Raw genomic sequence first — 24,850 nt, 5'->3', positions numbered from 1 at the left:
ATAGCTTTAGACAAAATCCCAATTCATGAAAAAACTACTTGTCGTCATGTCCATGATACCCCTATTTTCAGGCTGTAAGGAAGTTCCAAAGCAAGAGGAGACCACTGTGCAGGTAGTAGAAACACAAGAACCCAAAAAACAGGTTCCCTTTGTTTGGGAAGGGGCCAATGTTTACTTTTTGTTGACCGACCGTTTCAACAATGGCAACCCCGAAAACGATGTCAATTTTGACCGTACCGAAGAAACCGGTGTTTTACGGGGATTTGAAGGTGGCGACATTCAAGGTATCATTCAAAAAATTGAAGCAGGATATTTTACCGATTTGGGCGTAAATGCCATTTGGCTGACACCTATTGTAGAGCAGATTCATGGTGCCACAAATGAAGGCACTGGCAATACCTACGGTTATCACGGATATTGGACCAAGGACTGGACTGCCATGGACCCTAATTTTGGAACGAAAAAAGACTTGGCCAATTTGGTCAAAGTAGCCCACAGCAAAGGAATACGCATTCTTTTGGATGTGGTTTTGAACCACACCGGACCCGTGACAGATAAAGACCCTGTTTGGCCCGATGATTGGGTACGAACCGGACCAACTTGCGAATTTACCACCTATGAAAACACCACGGAGTGTACCTTGGTCGCCAATCTACCTGATATTTTGACCGAATCCGATGAGCCGGTGGAATTGCCCGATGCTCTTTTGGCCAAATGGAAAGATGAAGGTAGGTTAAGCAAGGAATTGGATGAGTTGAATCTCTTTTTTGAACGCACCGATTACCCAAGGGCACCCAGATATTACATCATCAAATGGTTGACGGATTACATCAACGATTATGGTGTGGATGGCTTTCGGGTAGATACCGTGAAGCATGTGAACGAAAATGCCTGGGGCGATCTTTACAAAGAGGCCTGTTATGCTTTTGACATGTGGAAGAAGAAACATCAGGATAGGATTTTGGACGAAAACCCTTTCTACATGGTCGGCGAAGTGTACAATTATGGTATTTCAGGCGGTCGTGATTACGATTTTGGGGACAGAAAAGTGGACTTCTTTGGGTTTGGTTTCAAAAGCCTCATCAATTTTGAATTGAAGGGCGATGCCAACAACGATTACGAATCCATTTTTTCAAAATACAGCAACATCCTGAATACCAAATTGAAAGGAAAAAGTGTCCTGAACTATCTTTCTTCCCATGATGATGGTGGACCGTTCGATCGGGAACGCAAAAAGCCGTATCGCGCAGCCAATGTATTGTTGTTGACGCCTGGTGCCTCCCAAATTTATTATGGGGATGAAACCTCAAGACCTTTGATCGTGGAAGGAGCCGAAGGCGATGCCAATCTGCGTTCGTTCATGAACTGGAAGGATTTGGATACGGTTCCCGAAATCCAAAAAATCCACAAACACTGGCAAAAATTGGGGCAATTCCGCAGAAACCACCCATCCATTGGGGCCGGTAAACATAAAATTTTGACCAAAGCCCCTTATGTATTTTCCAGAACGTATATGGAAGGTGAATTCAAGGACAAAGTGGTGGTGGGACTAGATCTTCCAAAAGGTAAAAAGTCGCTTTCCGTAAAAGGATTCTTTGGTGATGGCACCAAATTATTCGATACCTATTCCGAGACCGAAGTTTTGGTCACGAATGGAAAAGTAATTTTGGAAAATGACTTTGATACTGCGCTTTTGGAGTTGGTGGAGCCCTAGATTCCTACTATTTTTCCAAGATATTTTTCAGATTGGCCAAGCCTTCTTCAAAATCCTTGCCTACGGCTTTGTCCATGTTCATGAACAGCATCATGATGCTCATGGGAAACTTGTTCTTTCCTGAAAAACCCCAAACAACCTTGGTTGTTTCAGAATCTATTTCTTTGGTGATCAAATAGCAATCAGAAGTAGATTCCCAAGGTTTTAAAAAGCGAAGTTGTCCCTCAACGCGTTCTCCTTCCACAATTTTGGTGATTTCCTGCTCCCCTTCCCCAACTTGCTTATTGCCCTTCCAACGATTGGTGGCACCCACTTCGCCATCGGTTCCGGTAAAGGTCTGCACCATATTGGGGTCCTTTTTGGCCCAAGGACTCCAATGGTCTTGATTTTTTAGGGATTTGAGATAGCCAAAAACCTCTTTTTTTGGTTTGGAAATTTCAACAGATCGCGAAACATCATAGGTTTTTGGCGCAATGGCACCCAAGATGAGAATAAGGACCACAAGGCCCAAGAGGATATACAGGAACAACATAGCGTAATGGATTGGTTTGTAGTTAAAAGTACAAAAAATCCTCAGTCGGCATAATACCTTTTGATGATGCCTTTTACATGTTGAATGGATTTTTTTGTCCAGTCCAACCGTTTATCAAGAATCTCGTCGTCGGTCAGGCGCCAATCCAAATGGGAAGTCCTTACTTTATGGGCCACCTCTTGTATGATGATAGCCGCCGCCACGGAAACGTTCAAACTTTCCGAAAAGCCGACCATGGGAATTTTAAGGAAACCGTCGGCCTTTTGCATAACCTCTTCGCTTAATCCCCCTTTTTCAGTGCCAAAAAAGAGGGCCGACTTTTGTTCCGGGAAAAAATCGGATAACAACGTGGAATTGTCATGGGGCGTTGTGGCAATGATTTGATATCCCTGCTGTTTCAAGGCCGCCACGCAAGCTGAAGTGTTGTGATATTTGTGCACATCCACCCATTTTTCGGCGCCCATGGCAATGTTCTTGTCCAGCATTCTGGCAAATCGGTCCTCTACCACATGCACCTCCTGCACCCCAAATACATCACAACTGCGGATAATGGCACTGGTATTGTGCATTTGGAAAACATCCTCAATGGCAACGGTAATGTGCTTGGTTCGAAGCTGCAACACCTCCAAAAAACGCTGTTTGCGCTCTTCGGTGAGATACCCTTCCAAATAGTCCAACAAATCCAAATCTACCATGGGCCGCAAGATAGAAAAATTTGAAGAGGCGTATTCAGACAATCTAAAATGGAAAAGGAACCAGATTTTGTGGTAATTTGGGATGATTAGATGTAAAGACGTATCTATATTAACAAGTTGCCTACAGTTGAAATAAACCAAAATCTGAAATGAAAAACATAGATTGGAATATAGCATTTGAAATTTTAAAAAGTCTTTCGATAATTATTGCATCTAGTGTCGCCATCTATGGAATTAATTCTTGGAGAAGAGAAGTTAAATGGAAAAGAAAATATGAATTGGCAGAAGAAGTTCTTTCCCTTTTTTATGAAGTACAAGAAACAATTTCAATAATTAGGAGTCCTCTTGGGTATGTAAATGAAGGAAGCTCAAGAAAAAGGATGGAAAACGAAAAACCAGAAGATACTGAAATACTTGACAGAGCTTATACTGTTATTGAAAGGTTTGAAAAGAACAAAGAACCTTTTTTCAAATTAAGAGCAATGAAATATCGTTTTATTACCGTTTTTGGGAGAGAATCTGAAAGCCCATTCAATGAAATTGTTAAGTTGACTAACAAGATTATGACTGTTTCCAATTTTTTAGGGAGAAGATATTGGAGAGACCAAGGAAGAAGAAAATTTACTGATGAACAATTTCAAAAACATCTTGATAAAATGGAGGAATACGAAGCTGTGATTTGGGAAGGTTACGAAGATGATAAAATAAAATCTCAACTTGACAATATAGTTCTCCAAATTGAAAAAATTTGTAATACTGTACTAAAGAAAAAATAGTCTGTAAAAAATACTAGGAGATTTTACTTCACAAATAGAGTAAACTGAATTCACTCAAAATTTTCAACTTAAAAACCGTATAAATATCGAAAATCGCCCCCTTGTCGCAATCACACCGCATTCAAAATTCTGAAAATCATATATTTACCCGAACACTTTAAACAAACACCACCAATCTCCACGCACATGAAATTGAAATGCATCCTTCCCTTGTTATCCCTTGCATTCTTAGTGAGTTGTAAAACAGGCCAACTGCCTTCAACCTTAATCAAAGGCATGTACAAAGTGACCATTTTGTACCCGAACGGAGAGGGCAAAACCTTCGATATGGCCTATTACGAACAAAAGCACATGCCCATGGTGGCCAATTTTATTGGGGACAACCTAAAATTCTATGAAATTGACAAGGTCATTTCCGGGAGAACCCCAAACGACCCACCGGCCCATTTGGCTGTGGGCTATTTTTACGTTACCGATATTGCAAAATATGGCCAGGCCATTGGTGCCAACCGCGACGCCATTGTAAACGATTTTAAAAATTACACCAACATTCAACCCATAATCCAGATCAGTGAGATCCAACAAGTGGTCTACAAAAACTAGTTGGCCAACTTTTCATGAAAGATAATTTCTCTTCGCAATCGGATCAGTATGCCAAATTCCGACCGACGTATCCTTCGGAATTGTTTGCCTATCTGAACGGATTGGTTGCTACTAAAAAAGCTGCCTGGGATTGTGGTACGGGCAACGGACAGGTAGCTTTTGAACTGGCCAAGACCTTTGAGCACATTTTTGCCACGGATATCAGTCAGGCCCAGCTAGACCATGCCCTGCGAGCAAAGAACATCACCTATTCGGTTCAACCTGCAGAAAAAACGGATTTTGAAGATGGCATTTTTGACTTGATCGTAGTGGCCCAAGCCATTCATTGGTTCAATTTTGATGCCTTTTATGCGGAAGTAAGACGAACGGGCAAGCAGAACGCCTTGCTTGCTGTCGTTGGGTATGGCAGGATTGAAATCAACCCTGAAATTGACAAAGTAATCACAGAATTTTATACCAACGTCATCGGCCCGTATTGGGACAAGGAAAGAAGATACATTGACGAGCATTACACCACCATCCCTTTCCCTTTTTCGGAATTGGAAACCCCATCGTTTGAAAATGTCCATCGCTGGAAATTGGAACACCTCATCGGGTATCTGAATACGTGGTCGGCTGTAAAGCATTACATCAAACAACACCAACAAAATCCCGTAGAGAACCTTTTAATCCAATTAAAACCTCACTGGCAAGATGGAGAAATCAAAGCGGTCAGGTTTCCTATTTTGTTGCGAGTAGGTAACATTCATCACCCCAATTAACGGGCTTACTTTGTGTTGATCCGAAATTTCACATAACCCTGCATTTGGTAGGAGCTCATCACGGTTTGGGCCGTTAACGATACTTTGAACATGGGCAACAAGGCCTCCTTATCCACCTCGAAGAAAAACATGGCCTGTCCGCACGAAATGAACTTGGCACCCAAATCTTCCAATTCGCCGATCAGCTTCAAATTGGGATTATCCATCTTGAATTTCTCATTGTAAAACGTATTGGTGGTAAACGCATTGAGCGAACCTGCATGAACTACAAGCACAGGAAAAATCTTTTCCACCGGAATACCTGAAGCCACATGTAGATTGATGATTCGCGCCACTTCGGTCAAACTTGCATCTACTTTGGATGGGTCTTCATCATCAAACTCCACCAATTCGAACAACAGTTTGTAATCCAAGTTTGGATTCGGGATTTCTGTAACACCTTCTACGGGAACAACACCCGAAAATGTTCCTGCTTCAATCACTGGAAAAATGGCAATCTCTGCTACCTTGGCGAACATTTCCATCCTTTTTTTGATGGCTTTTTCCATCTTTATGGAATCTGCTTTAGCAGCAGCCATTGCAATACTATCTTTTTCGTTGGATTGGGAGTAACCGGCCATGGCGATGCATCCCACAAGGAGAAAGAGGATTTGTTTTTTCATTTTAAAGAGGTTGGTTGTTATTTTGAATAGGATAAGCTATACTTACACTTACCAATATTCGCTTGTTGAATGTACATAAAAAATATGCACATAAAACATTGTCATTCAGATTAAAACCACCAATATGCCAAAGCAAAAAATAGTTGTCCTAACTGGAGCGGGAATGAGTGCGGAAAGTGGATTGAAAACCTTTCGTGATGCCGATGGGCTTTGGGAGGGTCATGATGTGATGGAAGTGGCCTCTCCCCAAGGGTTTGCCCGAAATCCTGAACTGGTATTGGAATTTTACAACCAACGAAGAAGGCAATTATTGGAAGTAAGCCCCAACCAAGGACATTTGGCCTTGGCCCAACTGGAACAACAGTTCAATGTGAGCATTGTGACCCAAAACGTGGACAACCTTCATGAACAGGCGGGAAGCAGCCATGTGGTACACCTTCATGGTGAACTCTTCAAAGTACGAAGCATCCGAGATGAAAATTATGTTTTGGATTGGAAAAAGGACTTGACCCTTGGCGATGTGGATTATGCCGGTCATCAATTACGGCCCCATATTGTGTGGTTTGGCGAAATGGTGCCTTTACTGGAAACCGCGGCGGAAATTACCCAACAGGCTGATATTTTGATCATTATTGGCACTTCCATGCAGGTATACCCAGCAGCCAGTTTGATCCATTATGCAGATCATCAAACCCCTATATATTTTGTGGATCCCAAACCCACGGTAAGAGCATCTGATTTCGGCAACCTGACCATCATCCAAAAAACGGCAGTTGAAGGCGTTCCTCCTTTGGTTGAGGAGCTTTTTAGTATTTGGCCCTAGCGGCATCGGCCCACGTTACCAATGCAATGATTTGGCCTTGCGTCAATCGGGCATCCCCATGGGTCCAGGTGTATTCTTTTAAAGGCATTCCGCCCTGTTTGACCTCTTCCACTACTTCTTCCAGTTTGTGGTCTTTCTTTTTATCGGTATAGTTTTCCCAATCCGAAAAATTGAGGTGCCTTTTGCCATCATTCACGTGACCGGCCATCCAATAGGACACCGGAGCGATGTTATTGTACCAAGGATATTCGGTATTGGCACTGTGGCAGTCATAACAGGCCGTTTGCAATATGGTTTTCACTTCCGCACTGGGTTGGGTCTCTGCTTCAAAAGCGGCCACATAATCGCCTTCGGCCTGGTTTTTTTCAGGTCTGTAAAATTGCATTCCCACAAAAATGACCAACAGTGCAATTGCTATTTTTTTTACTATTTTCATCGCTCAACGGTTTTAGTAAATATACACTTTTGTGACAGAAAAGGAACTACATATCGCACTTACTTCGGGCAGGTTATCCAAGTCAGATGTAGATGTTCTGGTGGAGAAATTACTTCCTCAACCCGAACTGGCACCAATCCTTTTTAAACAAGTTTTACTGGAAGACAAGGAAGGTACATTCAACGCCAGCTGGACTTTCGACAATCTCCTGCGCAAAAGGTTGGATTACCTGTTGCCCATTTTCGGGACTTTTGTGGAACATCTTCCCCAGTTAAAAACGGAATCGTGTATTCGTCCCTTGGCACATGTTTGTGAAATGGTGTGTTTGGCTTATTTTAAAAAGAAAGACCCAGTATTTGTGAACCATATTTCTGATGACCAATTGGAACAAATGATGACTTGCTGTTTCGATTGGCTGATCAGCCCGATGAACATGGCACCCAAAGTATTTGCCATGACCAGCCTGTATTATTTGGGATTGAAATTTTCTTGGGTCCACCCCGAACTGAAGCAAGTATTGTTGGACACTTACCCAACGGGATCTACGGGCTATCAAAACCGTGCCAAAAAAACACTGGATAAGTTGGACCAATTGGGGGTCTAAACCCAACGGTTTAAGTATCTTTGATGCTTTCAAAATTTTAGTGACCATGTCGTTGACCCAACTAAATGCCATTTCGCCCATTGACGGTAGATATCGAAACAAAACCGAGGCCCTTCAGCACTACTTTTCCGAAGAGGCCCTGATCAAATATCGGGTTCAGGTAGAGATTGAATATTTTATCGCCCTTTGCGAGATTCCCTTGCCACAGTTGGCCGATTTCAACACGGCATTGTTCCCCGAACTTCAAAAAATTTACAAGGATTTTTCTGCGGAAGATGCATTGACCATCAAAGAGATTGAAAAGACCACCAACCACGACGTAAAGGCCGTTGAATATTTCATCAAGCAAAAGTTTGATGGGTTGGGCCTTCAAAAACATAAGGAGTTTATCCACTTCGGATTGACTTCTCAGGATATCAACAACACTGCCATTCCCCTTTCGATTAAGGAGGCCATGAACGATGTTTATGTTCCGGCCTATTTTGAAGTAATCGACAAATTGAAGGCTTTGGCCAAGGAATGGGAAAACATCCCCATGTTGGCCAGAACCCACGGACAACCGGCTTCCCCAACCCGTTTGGGCAAGGAGATAGAGGTGTTTTTGGAGCGATTCAAGGAACAGTTCAATTTATTGAACGATATTCCCAGTGCCGCCAAATTTGGAGGTGCAACCGGAAATTACAACGCGCATAAAGTGGCTTATCCCGATCAGGATTGGCGCTTTTTTGGACAACAATTCGTTCAGGGGAAATTGGGGCTTCACCACTCCTTTCCTACCACGCAAATTGAGCATTATGACCATATGGCCGCCTTGTTCGATTGCCTAAAACGCATCAATACCATTTTGATCGACCTTGATCGTGATTTTTGGACCTATATATCCATGGATTACTTCAAACAAAAGATCAAAAAGGGTGAAGTGGGATCATCGGCTATGCCGCATAAGGTGAACCCCATCGATTTTGAAAACTCTGAAGGAAATTTAGGCTTGGCCAATGCCATTTTTGAACATTTGTCCGCCAAATTGCCCATTTCCCGCTTGCAACGCGACTTGACGGACAGTACCGTACTCCGAAATGTGGGCGTTCCGTTTGCCCATACCTTGGTTGGGTTCCAATCTACCTTGAAGGGATTGAACAAATTGGTTTTGAACCAAGTAAAGTTTGAAAAGGATTTGGAGGACAACTGGGCCGTGGTGGCCGAAGCCATACAAACCATTCTACGCAGAGAAGGCTACCCGAACCCCTACGAAGCTTTGAAAGGACTGACCCGAACCAATGAAAAAATCACCCAAAAATCCATAGCGGATTTTATTGGAACATTGGATGTTTCGGATACCATTAAAACTGAACTGAAGCAAATCACACCAGCAAATTATACGGGGGTCTAATTATTGTCATTCCTGCCAAAGCAGGAATCCATGGGTGATGAGATTCTTCGTCCCGATAGCTATCGGGACGTTCAGAATGACAATGCAATGTATCATTTCGACATGAATGCGAAGCTTGATTGAGAAATCTGTTGGATTCTTCGTCCCGATAGCTATCGGGACGCTCAGAATGACAATGTAATCCGTGTCATTTCGAACCGAAACCAATAACAATTGGTGGAGCGTGAGAAATCCTTTAGATTCTTCACTTGGTTCAGAATGACATAAGGAAAAGTACCGTGTCATTTCGATATGAATGCGAAGCTTGATTGAGAAATCTTTGAGATTCTTCGTCCCGATAGCTATCGGGACGTTCAGAATGACATAGTTGAAAAGGGCGACATATGTCGCCCTACCCAAAATTTATGATGATTGGTCTTAGCCTTTCAAAAATGCGCCGATCTCACCCAAACCTTCTCCTTTGTATTCGGATTTTTGGATGGCCTGCATCAATTGCATTATATGTGCGGGGTTCATATCCTTACCCAAAACGCGCACCAATGCAAATCCCTTATCGCTGCTATCGCCATAAATGATTACCTCATCAATGGCATCTTCCTCACCCAAATATTTGATTACGCCTTTACCATATTTGGAGTTGATCTTCATGAGTTCCACAAATTCATCGCCTTTCAATATCTCTTTCACCTTTTTCCTCTCCAATTCGTACTCGGCCTCATTGCTGTCATTCTTTCTAAATGCCAACAAGTTGAACTTACGCAAGGATTCTACAGCCTCTCTTTGGGTGGGGGTCAAATCGATACCTTCCATTTTAAGGATACTGGCCGGAACATCAATGGACAAAAAATTGGGGTTCTCGGAATTGTCCACATAATACTCTTGCAAACTTTGTTGCGAAGAGCAGGAAGCCAAAAGTACGGCTCCCAATACTGCGATACTTTTTATAATATTTTTCATTGCTATGTCTTTTTGATTGATATGGATGTCAACAAATCAGCTGACAGTAATTAGTTGCGAATGATTGCTTTTTGTTACAATCCCGAACCAATTACTGCCAACCGAAAGTGTGTTTTTAGTTATTCTTGCCCGCTTTGTTCAACTCTTCGGGCAGGTTCATCTTTTTGGTCAACGAATTGATCTTGTTCAAATCGATGTCACCTGTAAGGGATAAGATTACGGTCTCAAACTGACGTCCATTGGATTCTACATTGTTGATTCCTGTAATGAACATCAACAGTTCACTTACGTGATCATCATCCCTACCTTGCTTAATGTAGAACTTTACATTGGCGTCCTTATCCTTCACGCGCATCAACTCTTCCATCTTAGCTGAACCCAAGTAACTGTTCACAGCGGATTTCATATCGGCACCGATGTTTTTGTTATCGGTGGTAAATACCTTCAAACTCTTCAGGCTGCTGGCAATGTCCATAAAATCCCTTGCATCTGGGTCATCCACTTCCACCTCTATTTTCGACAATAGGTTGAACATGCTCTTGTTCACTACCACAGAGGTCACATCGTCCATGTCCTCGAACTTGTCAAAAAGGGATTGTGAAAATCCGGCAAGCGGTAGTACGGTCATCAATAGGATTAAAATATGCTTTTTCATCTTTTTCGTTTTTTAATTGTTGTTGTAAATTTTCTCTTTTGCTTCTTGAAACTCTTTCAGATAGGCCACTTTTTCTGTTCCACGGCCAAAATTCTCCGCTAAGAGCTCGAACGCTTTTTTGGTTTCCTGGTAGGCATATTCTGCCTCTTTTCTTTCTTGGTATTGTTTACCAAAATAGATGCCAAAGGTTAAAACTACTGCCGCTGCAACGGATAGCCACTTGTAATAGTTTACTCTAGGTTTTAATGGAACCTGCTTGGTGTACCTTTCTTCCTTGGCGATGGAAAAGTAGTTGAACATGGGCCTATATTGTTCCAGGTGCGATGCTACGCTTTCCTGTGCAAAATACTCCCTAAGTTTTTTTTCCTCGGCTACAGTGGTAGTGGCCTCGAAATACTTTTCCAATATTTTTTCTATGTTACCCAATTCCATAGCTATGTTTTTTTGTTAATTCGTCCCTAACTGTTTTTCTTGCCCTGGACAGTGCCACGCGCACTGCCGTAGGTTTCATGTCGAGTAGATCACAGATCTCCTCAAATTCGTATTGCTCCACATCGCGCAGTTGTAATACCATTTTTTGTTGTTCCGGCAGTTCTTCCATTATGCGCTCCATCCAACCTATGCTATCTTCGGCTTCCAATTGCTTCTGTAGCGACACGGTTTCGTCCGTGTAGTTGCTGTGCACCAATTTCAGGTTACCAGCTTGCTTGGACTTTAAACGGTCCAAACAAAAGTTTTTGGTCATGGTCATGGCAAAGGCCTCTACATTTTTGTACTCTCCCATCGACTCATTTTTCGACCAAAGCTTCAACAAAATTTCCTGTGTGGCGTCTTCCGCTTCCTCCCTGGACACCAACAGCCTTTTGGCCATTCGGTAAAGCTTGTCCTTGAAGGGCATCACCACGTTTAAAAATTCTGTTTGTTTCATTTGGTTGTCTTAGTTGTTTCAGGCTCAATTATCGCCCTACAATATCACGACGACGCATATCGAAAATTGTTACAAAAAATTTGCAATCTCCTTATATGTACCTATTTTGCATAGCAAATGTATACGGTTATACAGGGATTCCATTGATTAACTTCCGGCGTGATCAGCATGAATTGGAACGAAAGTTGTGGGATTTTAATTAAAAAATAGGCTATGAAAAAATTCTTTTTATTGTTTTTGGGATTCTCTTTTGTGTTCACTTCTTGCAGCAAAGACGATAATTCCATTAAAAATGGGGAAACCCCGGACCCAAATGCAGATGATGTAACGGTACAAAACTTTATGTGGCAGGCAATGAACCTCTGGTATTTTTGGCAGGCCGATGTAAATGACCTTGCAGACGATCGTTTTGCTACTGACGCAGCTTATACCGAATTTTTACAAACATATGATGACCCAGAAAGTTTTTACAGAGATATCCTTTTATATAGCGAAGACCGTTTCAGTGAAGTTTACGAGGATTACGCCGAATTGGTGAACAACCTTTCAGGCGTTTCCAAAAGTAACGGATTGGAATTTGGATTGGTGAGGCTTTCCAATAGTGATGACATATTTGGATATGTGCAATATATTGTTGCCGATTCTGATGCCTCCACAAAGGACATTCAACGCGGAGATTTATTCACACGCGTGGATGGAGTACAGTTGACCGTTAACAATTATATCAACCTTCTTTTTGGAAATAATGACACTTATACCCTTGGGATGGCCTACATAAGTGGTAATACCATTTATGATGATACCAAAGCAGTTGAACTGACCAAAATTGAGAATCAGGCAGAGGACCCTATTTACATTACTGAAACGTTTGATGTGAGCGGAACCAAGGTCGGCTATTTGATGTATAATCGTTTTTTGAGTAGTTTTAATGAAGATTTAAACGATGTATTTGCCCAATTTAAGGCCGATGGGGTCACTGAATTGGTTTTGGACATGCGCTACAACCCTGGAGGTTCCGTAAATACTGCAAGACTTCTTTCCAGTATGATTTATGGCACCAATACCACCGATGTATTTATTAGACAACGATGGAACGACAAGATCCAATCCCAATTAAGCGAAGATTACTTAACGGATTATTTTGCCAATACCACTGGAGTCTCGGCCATTAACACCTTAAACCTAAGTAGGGTTTTTGTTTTGGCCACATACGGCTCGGCATCTGCCAGTGAATTGGTCATGAACGGATTGGCCCCTTATATTGATGTAATCCACATTGGGGAGACCACAAGAGGTAAAAACGAGTTTTCCATCACTTTGGTGGACGATGAGGCCAATGCCTTTATTTACTCCAGTGATAGGGAAGATGAAATCAACCCGGATAATCTTTGGGGCTTGCAACCCTTGGTAGGTCGCAATGAGAATGCCGACGGTTTCTACGACTATACCAGTGGTCTTGCTCCTGACATTGCATTGCCGGAAGATTTAACAAACCTTGGTGTTCTTGGTGATATAAATGAACCTTTATTGGCCCGTGCCCTACAGGAAATCTCAGGCGTTGGTGCCAAAAAGGATTTCACTGTACAGATGAAGGCCGAATCGTTTACCTCTTCAAGATTACAAACTCCGCTGAAGGATAATATGTATTTGGATAAACCATTGCCAACAACATTATCGATACAATAAAAAAAGCGGCCCTTAAGGCCGCTTTTCTTTTCTAAAAATTTAGGTTCATTCCTATCCGGAAATTTCTTCCCCTTGTGGTGTACTCCACAATTTCAGTGAACTTTTCATTCAATAGGTTTTCTGCATTCAAGAAAATATTCAGTTTATTGGGAATCAATTCATGTCCCACATAAAAATTCACCAATGAAAAGGCATCCAAAGACACATTGCTGAACGTCATGAAATCGGTGTCCAACCGTTCTCCGGTGTAAGCATAGATCAATGATAAATTGGTATTTTCATTCAAATCATAACCCAAAAACAAATTGGCCTTATGTCTAGGAATTCGGATGGCACTATCCCCTTTGCGTTCCGTAAAAGTGTAGTTGGCATTCACATGGAACGAACCAAACGGCAACCAAATGGCCTCTACCTCTACCCCATTCGCATTGATTTCGTCCGCTAGGTTGATACTGGTATAATTCACATCATAGCCGATGGTGTTTTGCTCGTTTCGGTCAAAATAGACCGTACTGAATCGAAGTTTGTTGTTCAGTTTCACTTCCAAACCGCCTTCAATGGTCCTATTTTCTTCAGGTTCCAAATCCGGATTGCCACCAAAGGCCCCGAACAATTGGGTCAGGTTAGGTGTGATATAGGAAGTAGCATAGGACCCCAACACTTTCACATATCCCTTTTGAGTTGGAAAAACAAAGGACGGGTTCAAATTGCACACCAAATGATTCCCATATTCCGAATGGTGATTCAATCGTCCACCCATATTCAGGTTCAGGCCAAAATCGGAAACATAGACCACATTGGCATATGGGTCTATAATGGTGAATTCAGCGTTTTCAGCAAAAACCGCTTCGTCCTTAATGTAATTTACCCCTAAAATGGTATGCCACTGTTTCCCGAAGGTATACTTATTGTAAAGGTCTAAAACCCAGTTTTTCCCTTCAGTGGTGCTTTCACCATAGGTGTCTTTGGAGTTGGTCTCATAATCCGTATAGGCGGCATTCAAGTGAACGGACCCATTACCATAGCCAAACTTTGAAGAAAGTCCAACTCGCTCCTGTTCGCTCTTGCCGATATTGGATGCATCGGCATAGGAAGCATCGTATTCATTGCTGAACTTGGTTTGGTTGCCATAAACCGAAACCTCAAAATCCTTTGAAAATGCATACCCTAACCTCACATTGGTACTATAATGGGAAAACACATCCTCTTCATTATCCGGTGTGACCGCCGCGGACAAGCCACTTTTGTGTCGGTTTGAAAAATCGACGGCATACTTGAACCTGTTCAATGTACCGTTCACATTGACGGCATTGCTGATGCTTCCCAAATCATAGTTTTGATCGTCAGCAGTTTGGTTGGTTCCCACACTGCTCTGAAAATTTCCGGCAATCTTTTCTTTGGAACTTTTTTTCGTGGTGATGTTGATCACCGCCGTGGCTGCATTGGTTCCATAGAGTGTACTTGCCGCACCTTTAATGATCTCAATGGATTCGATGTTGGAAGGAGAAAGCAATCTCAGGTCATATTCTTGTGAGAAAGAGGATGGGTCCGACACCCGAACGCCATCAATTACAATCAACACCTGTCTGCCCCGACCACCACGCGCAAACACACCCAGCACATCACCATCGCGACCGCGACTGCCCGTAATCTCAATACCGCTTTTGGTGTTGATGATTTCCGCTACCGTTTTGCCTTGGTTGCGTTCCAACTCTTGGGCTGTGATCTTGATCACCGTTTTACCCGAGTTTTCTCTTTTCAATTCAAATTTTGAATCGCTTACCACCACTTCGTCGAGCTGGTGCACTTTTAGGGAGTCTTGCTGTACATTTTGCGCAAAAAGTCCCTTACCCGCCAGTACGGCGGCCAATAACCAAAAATGATTTTTTTTCATTTCGTTTACGTGAATAAACGGGAGAATAGTATGGTTTCCATACGTAAACTTTTATCCCGAAAGTTTAACATTGTTTGTTTGAATTTGGCAGGTCTCCTGACTCGTTTTATGTTACCTCACCTTCCCATCCGGAAACCGAACAGTGGTTTTGAAGAAAGCAACATCCCCAAAGGGGTGCCAAAGTAATTTTGGCATGGACTTACAGTTGCGGGAACAGCTCCGGATTTACACCGGATTCCCTTTTAATCATGCAAGAATGAATCCCTGCATGAACCTAAATTCGGCACGAAAGTAATCAATCTGTTTAATCTTTTTTGGCAAAAGTTAAATAATCTTACTTTTGGGAGCATGGTTCGCAAACATAATATTACAGCATGGGTGTTGTTCCTTTTCTGCATCTTATTTGTTGGATGCAAGGAGAAACAAAGCGCAGATATTTCCCAGACTGAAGTAACAAAATCGAGTATTGTTTATGCTCTGGGCTTCACTATTCAAAAGTTGAAGGATTACACTGTTTTGGAAGTGACTCAACCTTGGGTTGGCGCCAAAACCTATTACAAATATGCCTTGGTTCCAAAGGAAAAATTGGCGGCCATGTCCTTCCCAAAAGGGGAATATGATGCCATTGTTGGCACCCCAGTGGAGAAGATTGTAGTTACATCCACCACCCACATTGCCGCTATTGAGGCATTGGGGGAACTCAAAACGTTGGTCGGATTTCCTGATACCGATTATATTTCCTCCCCAGACGCCAGAAAACTGGTGGATGAAGGCCAAATCAAGGATTTGGGCATGAACGAGACCATCAACACCGAAATGGTTTTGTTGCTGAATCCCGATTTGATTATTGGCTTCAGCATTAATGAGGATAACAATTCGTATGACATTATCAAAAGGGCCGGAATGCCCATAATCTACAATGGTGATTGGGTGGAACAGACCCCGTTGGGCAAGGCGGAATGGATCAAGTTTTTCGCACCTTTTTTTCAAAAAGAAGCAGAGGCGGGCAGCATTTTCAAAAAGATTGAAACTGATTATTTGGAAGCCAAGGAGCTTGCCCAAAAAGCTGCCAAAAAACCAACGGTCATTACCGGCGGACTTTATAAAGATGTTTGGTACGTGGCCGGAGGAAAAAGTTGGATGGCCCAATTTATTGAAGATGCGAATGCCAATTATTTGTGGGCAGACACGCCGGAAACAGGCAGCATTGGTTTGAGTCTGGAATCTGTGCTGGAAAAAGGGCAACAAGCCAATTTCTGGTTCAATCCATCGGCCGAGACTTCCTATACGGATCTGGAAAATGTAAATCCCCATCACAGGCAATTTGTGGCTTTCACCAATAAAAAAATCTACTCCAATGCCATGGAAAAGGGAGCCAAAGGAGGACTAATCTTTTATGAACAGGCCCCCCAAAGGCCAGACATCGTCCTGAAAGACTTTATTGCCATTCTACACCCGGAATTGCTCCCTAATCATCAACTTCGCTTCATTAAGCCATTACAATAAATGCAGCAATCAAGGACATATCGCATTTCCTTTATCCTAATTGGTCTGGCATTGCTATGCTCCTGGATTTTGAACCTGTCATCCGGGTCGGTGCAAATTCCCTTTGAAGAAACGGTGTCCATTCTTTTTGGCGGCATTCCAAAAGTGGAGGCATGGAGCTACATTGTTTGGAACTATCGATTGCCCAAATCCTTTACCGCTATTCTGGTTGGTGGAGGGTTGTCGTTAAGCGGATTGTTGATGCAGACCTTATTCCGAAACCCCTTGGCCGGGCCTTTTGTGTTAGGAATCAGTTCAGGGGCGAGTTTGGGGGCCGCCTTATTGCTCATGGGCATGACTTTAATTACTGGAATGGCATCCTTCTCTTTCCTAGGAGATGTTTCCCTAGCCTTGGCTGCCAGCATCGGGAGTTTTTTGGTGCTTGCTGTGGTGATGATCGTAGCGCAACGGGTGAAGGATACCATGGCCCTTCTGATCATTGGATTGATGTTCGGAAGTATTACTTCGGCCATAGTAAGTGTACTGGCTTATTTTTCAAGTGCCGAAAGCTTGCAACGGTTCATCTTTTGGTCTTTTGGAAGCGTAGGCAACCTCACTCCCAATCAGATTTTGCTTTTGGCTGGCATTGTCATGATTGGCCTTTTGCTCAGCATTCTTTCCCTGAAACCCTTGAATGCTTTTCTCTTGGGTGAACATTACGCCCAAAGTCTGGGTGTTTCCCTTAAAAAATCGAGGTTGGTCATTATTATCGCAACCGGACTTTTGGCAGGGGGTATTACCGCTTTTGCTGGCCCTATTGCATTTGTAGGATTAGCGGTCCCGCACCTAACCCGGCAAATATTCGATACCATGGAACACAAAGTGTTGATTCCGGCCGTGTTTCTTTACGGAGCCATTTTGATGTTGCTTTGCGATACCTTGGCGCAATGGCCCAATTCGGCCAGTGTGTTGCCCATCAACGCTATCACTTCTTTGGTGGGTGCACCCGTGGTGATATGGTTGTTGGTCAGAAAACGTAAAATGCTGTTCTGATGGAAAAAGGGGTTCAAAAAAGTCTATCAACACATGACCTTGCCATTGGTTATGGAAAAAATGTAGTTGGACAACACATTAATTTTGAACTACATCTTGGGACCCTTTGCGCCATTGTGGGCGTGAACGGCATTGGCAAGTCAACCCTTTTGCGAACCATGGGAAGATTTCAAACCCAATTATCAGGCAACATCCAATTGAATGGTAAAGAATTGGACCAATATTCCCCGTTGGAACGCTCCAAAAACCTCAGTGTGGTATTGACCGAGCAGCCTGCTTCCCAAAACCTGACGGTGCTCGAAATCATCGCTTTGGGAAGACAACCCTATACCAATTGGTTGGGCACCTTGTCTGCCGAAGATGAAAAACACATTCATTTTGCCTTGGACGCCTTTTTGTTGAATGACCTCAAACATCGAAAATGCCACGAACTGAGCGACGGTCAACTACAACGTGTTCTGATTGCACGGGCCATGGCGCAGGATACACCAATTATTTTACTGGATGAGCCCACCACCCATCTGGATTTGTACCACAAAGTGCAGATTTTGAAAATGTTGCAGCAGTTGGCACATGACCAACAAAAAACCGTTCTCTTCACCACACATGAAATAGAGCTGGCTATTCAATTGTGTGATAAAATCTTGATTTTGGATGGAAATGAAAATCCCTTCGGAGATCCTTGTGAACTGATCGAGCAAAAACACTTTGAAAAACTCTTCCCTTCAGAAATGGTTGCATTTGATGCCAAGACCGGGTCGTTTAAGGTATCGAAGTAATTATTGATATGGATTGTTGGATTGTTGGATTGTTGGACACATTGATTCAATACCCTTCAACCTTTAACCTTTAACCTTTAACCAATATCACAATACTATTCCATTCCCCTTGTCATTCTGAGGAAGCATGGCGACCGAAGAATCTCTTCTTAGTTTGATCTTATCATTTTCCATTCACCATTAACAACAAACATTATCTTTTAATCAACCATTTTGTGGATTTCTGCTTTTGTTGAAATGACTTTTTAATTTTCCAATCCGTTATCTTTATCCTGAAGAAATTAGAACATGAGCACTGAACTTATCTATGTCATTGTTGGGGTCATCACTTTGGTCATCGGCCTTTTTGTGGGCATGTATATCCAAAAGTTGAAGACCAAATCCACCGAAAGTATTTGGGAAGATAGGAACCAGAAATCCGAATACCAGATTGCGGAACTCAAGAAAGAATTGGACGGCATTCGGGAGAAAAATTCAGGTTTGGAAATAAAATTGGCACGGGAAGAAGCCAATTCCAGCAATTTGGAGCTGAAAATCAACGAACAAAAGGAAGAAGTTGAAAAACTTCAGGAAAAATTCACCAAAGAGTTCGAGAATCTGGCCAATAAGATTCTGGATGAGAAAAGCACCAAGTTTACGGAACAGAACCAACAAAACATCAAACTGATTTTAAATCCGCTTCAGGAAAAAATCCAGTTGTTCGAAAAGAAGGTTGAGGAAAATCAAAAAGAAAATTTTGGTCTACATTCATCACTAAAACAACAACTGCTTGATTTACGAAACCAGAACCTCAAAATTACCCAAGAAGCCGAGAACTTGACCAAAGCGTTGAAAGGGGACAGCAAAATGCAAGGAAACTGGGGAGAAGTGATTTTGACAAGAATCTTGGAAAAGTCTGGACTTACTAAAGACAGAGAATATACTTTACAAGATAGTTTCAAAAACGAGGAAGGTAAACGACTTCAAACGGATGTCCTAATCCATTTACCTGATGGAAAGAAAATGATCATCGACAGCAAGGTGTCAATCGTCAGCTTTGAAAGATATGTTTCCGAAGAGGACGAGACATTAAAGGAACGTTATCTTAGACAGCACATAGATTCTATCAAGAGACATGTTGATGAACTTAGTAAAAAGAGCTATCAGTTGTTAATTGAAGAAAGTCCGGATACTGTTTTTATGTTTATTCCGACCGAGCCTGCCTTTGCAATTGCCTCATCTTTCGAACCGAATCTTTATGAGGATGCTTTCGTAAAAGATGTCATTATTGTTACGCCTTCTACACTATTGGCGGCATTAAAATTGGTGGATAACCTATGGAAGAACGACAAACAGAAACGGTTTGCCATAGAAATTGCCACACAGGCAGGTAACCTTTATGATTCATTTACCAATTTAACGGATGAACTACTAAAAGTTGGCAATCAGATTGGAACGGTTCAGAACACGTACCAAAGTGCAATGAAAAAATTAACGGGTAAAGGAAATTTGATAAAAAGAGTGGAGAACCTCAAGTCCCTTGGCGCAAAAGCCAGCAAAAGTATAGACGAGAAACTTTTGAAAAGGGCTCTAGAAGATGATGAAGATTAAAAATTATTAACCATGAAAAAATTCCTGACCATATTTATTGCCGTCATTGTGCTTGGTATTGGAGCTTATTTTACTTTCATTTACTATGTGCCCTACAGCGTTGGGTACCGCTCTGGCGAGCTTATCAAATTCAGTAGAAAAGGGGTCATGGTCAAAACTTGGGAAGGAGAGATTACCCAAGGACTAGGAGGTACCAATGTATTTTCCTTTTCCGTTGAAGACAAGGAACAGGATATTGTGGAAAAATTGAAGGAATACCAAGGACAGTACATCAAAGTTACCTATAAAGAGCGATATGCCACTTTCTTTTGGTTGGGAGACACCAAATATTTTATCACCGAAGTAGAAGTCGAAAAATCCCCTCTTTTTAGAAATTGACTATGAAAAATTTCAAATCGTCCAAAGAAAGTAGGGTCTCCATCACCGAACTGATGCTTCCCTCCCATTCCAATTTTGGTGGCAAAGTACATGGTGGACACATCCTCAACCTTATGGATCAAATTGCTTTCGCATGTGCTTCAAAACATTCCCAAAGCTACTGCGTTACAGCGTCCGTAAATAGGGTCGATTTCCTTAATCCCATTGAGGTTGGAGAATTGGTAACCCTTAAGGCTTCGATCAATTATACCGGAAAAACTTCCATGGTTGTTGGAGTACGTGTGGAATCCGAAAACGTGACCACAGGGTTGGTAAAACATTGCAATTCCAGTTATTTCACCATGGTGGCCAAGGGTAAGGATGGTAAAAACAATACCGTTCCTGGATTGATCCTAAAAACCAAACAGGATATCCGACGGTTTGCAAGAAGTAAGGAACATAAAGAATCTGCCTTTCAACGGGATAATAAATACGAATCCGCCAACTTTAAGGTAAATGATTTTCTGGATTTTCTACAAGGCGAAAATGCTATGATGGATTTTGATTGAGTTTAGCCGCAGCACCTTCATCCAAAAACCACACCAATTTCCCTGATTTTGGGTTGACCAAAGATGCTGGATACACCTTGGAACCTTCCGTTTTTTCAATGATAGCTTCCACTTTTTCCGCTTTGGAAGTACCAGTGACCAAAAAAGCTACTTCCTTGGCCGTATTGATGACCTTTCCGTTGATAGATACCCTCTTTTGTCCTGAATCGGGATGGGTTGCCACCACACAATGGTCCTCGGCGTTCCAAAGTTCGATCTCGTGCGGGAAAATGGAAGCGGTATGCCCGTCATCACCCATACCCAGAATCACCAAGTCAAATTGGGGGACATCTTCCACTCTATCCAAATTAATTTCCAACAGATTGGCATAACGCATGGCTTCACCTTTGGGGTCATTTTCGCCTAAAATTCGGTTGATGTTTTCATGTGGGACATCAATCTTGGAAAACAAATGTTCAACCGTCATTTTATAGTTACTCTCATCATCCGAAGGGGGAACACAACGTTCATCTCCCCAATAAAAATGCACCTTGTTCCAATCCACCTTATCGGCAAATTTCTCTGCCAGCACATCAAAAACAATTTTTGGAGTGCTTCCTCCTGAAAGGGCTACATGAAACGCATCACTATGCGCGGCCTTCTCCACAAAATAGGCCGAAAACTGCTCCGCAACTTCAAATTTGTCTTTATAAATCTTAAGCTCCATCTACTTCTTAATTTTGTCTTCAGTAATCCAGTTGTTCATTGATTATTGTTTATTGCTAATTGTTCATTGGATACTGAAATCAGCAAATCACACAATACCCCGGATCATCTGCCAAATTCTCCCCTGGATTACGCCAGAATCCTTTTCCTTCAAAGAGTTCATCTGCATTTTCTGGCCCCCAAACTCCTGCTGCGTAGCCGTACATGCGAACATCCTTTCCTTTTTGCCAATAATTAAGGATGGGATCCACAAACTCCCAAGCCGCCTCCACCTCATCGGCACGGGCATATAAGGTAGCATCTCCCTGCATGGCATCCAACAAAAGTCGTTCGTAGGCTTCCATGACATACGTTTCGGCCAAACTGGAATAGTAAAAATCCAAATTCGCCCTTTCCACTTTAAATCCTTGCCCGGGCACCTTAACACCGAACTTGATCAAAATACCTTCATCAGGCTGAATTCTAATGATCAATTTGTTGTCCTTTCGATGCATGCCAGGCTCGTTAAAGATCTGGTGGTGGGGTTCCTTAAAATGAATGACCACCTCCGTAACCTTGGTTGGCATCCGTTTGGCGGTTCTTACATAAAAGGGTACGCCGTGCCATCTCCAGTTATCCACATAAAATTTGATGGCCGCATAGGTTTCTGTGGTGGAATCCGGGTCTACCCCATCTTCTTCGCGGTATCCTTTCACCTTTTTTCCGTCTACAACAGATTCTACATACTGGGCTCGAATGGTATTTTGGAAAAGGGCCTTTTCATCCCTCATCACTCGTAACGATTTCAATGCCTTTACCTTTTCATTCCTAATTTCTTCAGCTTCAGCCCCAATTGGTGGCTCCATAACAACCAATGAAACAATTTGGAGCAAGTGGTTCTGGAACATATCTCGCAATGCACCCGATTTGTCATAATAACCGCCACGCTTTTCCACCCCTACACTTTCGGCATTGGTGATTTCAACATGTTCAATATAATTACGGTTCCAAAGCGGTTCAAAAATGCTATTGGCAAATCGCGTTACCAAAAGGTTTTGCACCGTTTCCTTACCCAAATAATGATCGATACGATAAATCTGTGGCTCAGTAAAATATTGATGTATCCCTTTGTTCAGGTTTTTGGCCGTTTCCAAGCTATAACCAAATGGTTTTTCCACAACCAAACGCTTCCACCCATTGTTTTGGGTGTTCATGCCAGCCTCGGCAAGGTTATGTGCAATAGTTTCATAAAGGGTTGGCGGAGTGGAAAGGTAATAAATGATATTCCCTGAAGTCTTATTTGTCGCCTTCAGATCTTCCACCCGTTTGCGCAAGGTTTGATAATCCGTATCATAGCTTTCTCCTAGATCTTCGTAGAAAAGTTTATCGGCAAATCCCTTGATCTCTTCCTTGCCCAGTTTTTTGAGCTTTTCCTTCAAATAATCACTTTCATATACCACATGGTCCCTGAACGATTCATCGGTCAATGTGCTACGGCTAACTCCCAATACCACAAAATTTTCGGGAAGGTGTTTGGCAACATACAAGTTAAAAAGGGCTGGAATCAGTTTTCTTGCGGTCAAATCTCCCGAAGCCCCAAAAATTACGAGCATCTGGTTTTCGGTCTTTTTCATCATCTTTTTTGGTTTCTGGCTGATTGAATCCAACACGCGCTCCAAGGTTATTCCAATGAAGCCGTTTATTTTTTGAGCATAACGAATATAAGGTTTATTTTAGGTTCGTAATTCAAGAAAGCACAACCTTAGGGTTGTCTTAACAACGGAAGTAGATAAAAATACAAGATGGCAGATACGTATGATTTTGGCCTTGTGGGCCTTGGGGTAATGGGACGCAATTTTATTTTGAATGTGGCCGATAATGGATTTACCGCTTTTGGTAACGATTTGGATGAAGAAAAGGTAGGTGTATTGATCAAAGAAGGGGGCAATACGGACAAAGTAAATGCCTCTTCCGATGTAAAAACCTTCGTAAATGCCCTGACCACACCCCGAAAAATTATGCTTTTGGTGCCGGCCGGAAAAGTGGTGGACATTGTGATTGAAAGTTTGTTGCCCCATTTGGACAATGGCGACATCATTATCGATGGTGGAAATTCTTTTTTCACTGATACCGACCGTCGCGAAGCCTATTTAAAAGAAAAAGGCATCAACTTTTTTGGTGCCGGGGTTTCCGGGGGTGCCAAAGGTGCGCGACGTGGCCCAAGCATTATGCCAGGAGGCTCCAAAGAGGCGTATCAGCATGTAAAACCCATTTTTGAGGCGGTTTCCGCCAAATATAAAGGTGAGCCCTGTGTGGCCTATCTGGGTCCGAAATCGGCTGGAAACTACGTGAAAATGGTGCACAACGGTATCGAATACGGGTTGATGCAGCTTACTTCGGAAATCTATGACCTCTTGAAAAAAGCAGGCGGACTCTCCAATGCGGAACTGTACCAAACCTTTGGTCAATGGAACGAAGGCCGATTGCAATCCTTTTTGGTGGAGATTACTTCGGAAATCTTTAAGCAAAAAGACGATTTGGGTGATGGCGAACTTGTGGACAAGATTTTGGACAAGGCCAAACAAAAGGGAACTGGAAAATGGACCTCCCAAAACGCTATGGACCTTGGTATTCCAGTACCTACCATAGATGTAGCCGTAAGCATGCGGGAACTTTCTGCCTTAAAGGAAGAACGTGTTAAAGCGGATGCCCTTTACGATCGTCCAACCCCATCGGCAATTGATAAAGCCGATTTTATCTCCAAAGCCGAACAAGCGTTATACTTTGCCTTTATCATCACCTATGCCCAAGGTATGCACCAATTGGCCGATGCCTCCAAGGAATACGGCTACGAACTGGAACTGGGTGAAATCGCCAAAATTTGGAGGGCAGGTTGTATCATACGCGCTGCATTGTTGGCAGACATTACCGATGCTTACCGAGCCAATGAAAATCTAGAAAACCTGTTGCTTTCTCCATCCTTCGTGGAAAAAGTAAAAGGAACAGTTGCCGCCGCCAGGGAAATGACCGCATATGGAGCGTTGAACGGAATTCCATTGGCGGGACTCTCCAATGCCCTCACCTATTTTGATGCCTATACCAGCAGTAGATTACCGCTGAACTTGATCCAGGCGCAACGTGACTATTTTGGATCACACACCTATGAGCGTGTGGACCATGAGGGAATTTTCCATACGGAGTGGGAGGACAATTAATT

General features: G+C 42.6%; 26 protein-coding genes and 1 riboswitch. Of the genes, 15 read left to right on the top strand and 11 right to left on the bottom strand.

Annotation, left to right across the window (positions count from 1 at the left end; genetic code table 11):
* Window positions 1-25 precede the first annotated feature (25 nt).
* Complete coding sequence (locus LKX84_RS03510; RefSeq protein ID WP_228235729.1) at window positions 26-1,714, top strand: alpha-amylase family glycosyl hydrolase; 1,689 nt, start codon at window positions 26-28, stop codon at window positions 1,712-1,714.
* A gap of 7 nt (window positions 1,715-1,721) precedes the next feature.
* On the opposite strand, the gene LKX84_RS03505 is transcribed toward LKX84_RS03510, so the two are convergent.
* Both LKX84_RS03505 and LKX84_RS03500 read right to left on the bottom strand, forming a co-directional pair.
* Entirely contained in the window at window positions 1,722-2,246 is a 525-nt protein-coding gene (locus LKX84_RS03505; protein WP_228235728.1) for an SRPBCC family protein, read from the bottom strand.
* Between the two features lie 41 nt (window positions 2,247-2,287).
* Complete coding sequence (locus LKX84_RS03500) at window positions 2,288-2,941, bottom strand: TrmH family RNA methyltransferase (protein WP_228236078.1); 654 nt, start codon at window positions 2,939-2,941, stop codon at window positions 2,288-2,290.
* Between the two features lie 149 nt (window positions 2,942-3,090).
* Between LKX84_RS03500 and LKX84_RS03495 the strand changes: the two genes are divergently transcribed.
* From LKX84_RS03495 to LKX84_RS03485, 3 genes are all read left to right on the top strand, one after another.
* Entirely contained in the window at window positions 3,091-3,717 is a 627-nt protein-coding gene (locus LKX84_RS03495; protein WP_228235727.1) for a hypothetical protein, read from the top strand.
* A 186-nt stretch (window positions 3,718-3,903) separates the two neighbouring features.
* Window positions 3,904-4,320: an EthD family reductase gene (locus tag LKX84_RS03490; RefSeq protein ID WP_228235726.1), complete on the top strand. Its 417-nt coding sequence runs from the start codon at window positions 3,904-3,906 to the stop codon at window positions 4,318-4,320.
* Between the two features lie 14 nt (window positions 4,321-4,334).
* Window positions 4,335-5,081: a class I SAM-dependent methyltransferase gene (locus LKX84_RS03485; protein ID WP_228235725.1), complete on the top strand. Its 747-nt coding sequence runs from the start codon at window positions 4,335-4,337 to the stop codon at window positions 5,079-5,081.
* A 5-nt stretch (window positions 5,082-5,086) separates the two neighbouring features.
* Here LKX84_RS03485 and LKX84_RS03480 read toward each other — a convergent pair whose 3' ends face one another.
* Complete coding sequence (locus LKX84_RS03480) at window positions 5,087-5,743, bottom strand: DsrE family protein (protein WP_228235724.1); 657 nt, start codon at window positions 5,741-5,743, stop codon at window positions 5,087-5,089.
* A 124-nt stretch (window positions 5,744-5,867) separates the two neighbouring features.
* On the opposite strand from LKX84_RS03480, the gene LKX84_RS03475 reads away from it, so the two are divergent.
* Window positions 5,868-6,566 carry an SIR2 family NAD-dependent protein deacylase gene (locus LKX84_RS03475; protein WP_228235723.1) on the top strand — a complete coding sequence of 233 codons (699 nt, stop codon included), beginning with the start codon at window positions 5,868-5,870 and terminating at the stop codon, window positions 6,564-6,566.
* Here the strand turns inward: LKX84_RS03475 and LKX84_RS03470 are convergent.
* Complete coding sequence (locus LKX84_RS03470) at window positions 6,550-7,002, bottom strand: heme-binding domain-containing protein (protein WP_228235722.1); 453 nt, start codon at window positions 7,000-7,002, stop codon at window positions 6,550-6,552. The two genes, LKX84_RS03475 and LKX84_RS03470, sit on opposite strands and share 17 nt — an antisense overlap.
* 31 nt (window positions 7,003-7,033) lie before the next feature.
* On the opposite strand from LKX84_RS03470, the gene LKX84_RS03465 reads away from it, so the two are divergent.
* Entirely contained in the window at window positions 7,034-7,606 is a 573-nt protein-coding gene (locus LKX84_RS03465; protein WP_228235721.1) for a hypothetical protein, read from the top strand.
* Window positions 7,607-7,652: 46 nt separating this feature from the next.
* Complete coding sequence (purB, locus tag LKX84_RS03460; RefSeq protein WP_228235720.1) at window positions 7,653-8,996, top strand: adenylosuccinate lyase; 1,344 nt, start codon at window positions 7,653-7,655, stop codon at window positions 8,994-8,996.
* A gap of 417 nt (window positions 8,997-9,413) precedes the next feature.
* Here purB and LKX84_RS03455 read toward each other — a convergent pair whose 3' ends face one another.
* From LKX84_RS03455 to LKX84_RS03440, 4 genes are all read right to left on the bottom strand, one after another.
* Entirely contained in the window at window positions 9,414-9,953 is a 540-nt protein-coding gene (locus LKX84_RS03455; RefSeq protein ID WP_228235719.1) for a DUF4252 domain-containing protein, read from the bottom strand.
* A gap of 115 nt (window positions 9,954-10,068) precedes the next feature.
* Window positions 10,069-10,608 (bottom strand): DUF4252 domain-containing protein, encoded by a 540-nt coding sequence (locus LKX84_RS03450; protein WP_228235718.1) that lies wholly within the window; start codon window positions 10,606-10,608, stop codon window positions 10,069-10,071.
* A gap of 12 nt (window positions 10,609-10,620) precedes the next feature.
* Window positions 10,621-11,040 carry a hypothetical protein gene (locus tag LKX84_RS03445; protein ID WP_228235717.1) on the bottom strand — a complete coding sequence of 140 codons (420 nt, stop codon included), beginning with the start codon at window positions 11,038-11,040 and terminating at the stop codon, window positions 10,621-10,623.
* Window positions 11,027-11,536 (bottom strand): RNA polymerase sigma factor, encoded by a 510-nt coding sequence (locus tag LKX84_RS03440; RefSeq protein WP_108422966.1) that lies wholly within the window; start codon window positions 11,534-11,536, stop codon window positions 11,027-11,029. Before LKX84_RS03440 ends, LKX84_RS03445 begins: the two co-directional genes overlap by 14 nt.
* 213 nt (window positions 11,537-11,749) lie before the next feature.
* Between LKX84_RS03440 and LKX84_RS03435 the strand changes: the two genes are divergently transcribed.
* Window positions 11,750-13,222 (top strand): S41 family peptidase, encoded by a 1,473-nt coding sequence (locus LKX84_RS03435; RefSeq protein ID WP_228235716.1) that lies wholly within the window; start codon window positions 11,750-11,752, stop codon window positions 13,220-13,222.
* A 31-nt stretch (window positions 13,223-13,253) separates the two neighbouring features.
* On the opposite strand, the gene LKX84_RS03430 is transcribed toward LKX84_RS03435, so the two are convergent.
* Complete coding sequence (locus LKX84_RS03430; RefSeq protein ID WP_228235715.1) at window positions 13,254-15,116, bottom strand: TonB-dependent receptor plug domain-containing protein; 1,863 nt, start codon at window positions 15,114-15,116, stop codon at window positions 13,254-13,256.
* Between the two features lie 68 nt (window positions 15,117-15,184).
* Window positions 15,185-15,409: riboswitch (cobalamin riboswitch) on the bottom strand.
* 55 nt (window positions 15,410-15,464) lie between these two features.
* Between LKX84_RS03430 and LKX84_RS03425 the strand changes: the two genes are divergently transcribed.
* The 6 genes from LKX84_RS03425 (at window position 15,465) to LKX84_RS03400 (ending at window position 20,949) form a co-directional block, all read left to right on the top strand.
* Window positions 15,465-16,622 carry an ABC transporter substrate-binding protein gene (locus tag LKX84_RS03425; protein ID WP_228235714.1) on the top strand — a complete coding sequence of 386 codons (1,158 nt, stop codon included), beginning with the start codon at window positions 15,465-15,467 and terminating at the stop codon, window positions 16,620-16,622.
* Window positions 16,623-17,654 (top strand): FecCD family ABC transporter permease, encoded by a 1,032-nt coding sequence (locus LKX84_RS03420; protein WP_228235713.1) that lies wholly within the window; start codon window positions 16,623-16,625, stop codon window positions 17,652-17,654.
* Complete coding sequence (locus LKX84_RS03415; RefSeq protein WP_228235712.1) at window positions 17,654-18,433, top strand: ABC transporter ATP-binding protein; 780 nt, start codon at window positions 17,654-17,656, stop codon at window positions 18,431-18,433. Before LKX84_RS03420 ends, LKX84_RS03415 begins: the two co-directional genes overlap by 1 nt.
* Window positions 18,434-18,721: 288 nt before the next feature.
* Window positions 18,722-20,023 carry a DNA recombination protein RmuC gene (gene rmuC, locus LKX84_RS03410; RefSeq protein WP_228235711.1) on the top strand — a complete coding sequence of 434 codons (1,302 nt, stop codon included), beginning with the start codon at window positions 18,722-18,724 and terminating at the stop codon, window positions 20,021-20,023.
* Window positions 20,024-20,035: 12 nt separating this feature from the next.
* The gene (locus LKX84_RS03405) at window positions 20,036-20,401 is read left to right on the top strand and encodes a 6-phosphogluconate dehydrogenase (protein WP_228235710.1); all 366 of its coding nucleotides are present in this window, start codon (window positions 20,036-20,038) and stop codon (window positions 20,399-20,401) included.
* Between the two features lie 2 nt (window positions 20,402-20,403).
* Window positions 20,404-20,949, top strand: a complete 546-nt coding sequence (locus LKX84_RS03400) for an acyl-CoA thioesterase (protein WP_228235709.1) — start codon at window positions 20,404-20,406, stop codon at window positions 20,947-20,949.
* Here LKX84_RS03400 and pgl read toward each other — a convergent pair.
* Complete coding sequence (gene pgl, locus LKX84_RS03395; protein WP_228235708.1) at window positions 20,930-21,655, bottom strand: 6-phosphogluconolactonase; 726 nt, start codon at window positions 21,653-21,655, stop codon at window positions 20,930-20,932. The two genes, LKX84_RS03400 and pgl, sit on opposite strands and share 20 nt — an antisense overlap.
* 79 nt (window positions 21,656-21,734) lie before the next feature.
* Window positions 21,735-23,267 carry a glucose-6-phosphate dehydrogenase gene (zwf, locus tag LKX84_RS03390; RefSeq protein ID WP_228236077.1) on the bottom strand — a complete coding sequence of 511 codons (1,533 nt, stop codon included), beginning with the start codon at window positions 23,265-23,267 and terminating at the stop codon, window positions 21,735-21,737.
* A gap of 168 nt (window positions 23,268-23,435) precedes the next feature.
* Between zwf and gndA the strand changes: the two genes are divergently transcribed.
* A complete protein-coding gene (gene gndA / locus LKX84_RS03385; protein ID WP_228235707.1) occupies window positions 23,436-24,848 on the top strand; it encodes an NADP-dependent phosphogluconate dehydrogenase in 1,413 nt (470 codons plus the stop codon).
* The last annotated feature ends 2 nt before the right edge of the window (window positions 24,849-24,850 follow it).

Source organism: Allomuricauda sp. M10, assembly GCF_020782875.1.
Lineage (GTDB): Bacteria > Bacteroidota > Bacteroidia > Flavobacteriales > Flavobacteriaceae > Flagellimonas.
Note: the sequence above shows the minus strand (reverse complement) of the source record. Positions and strands in the feature narration are given on the sequence as shown.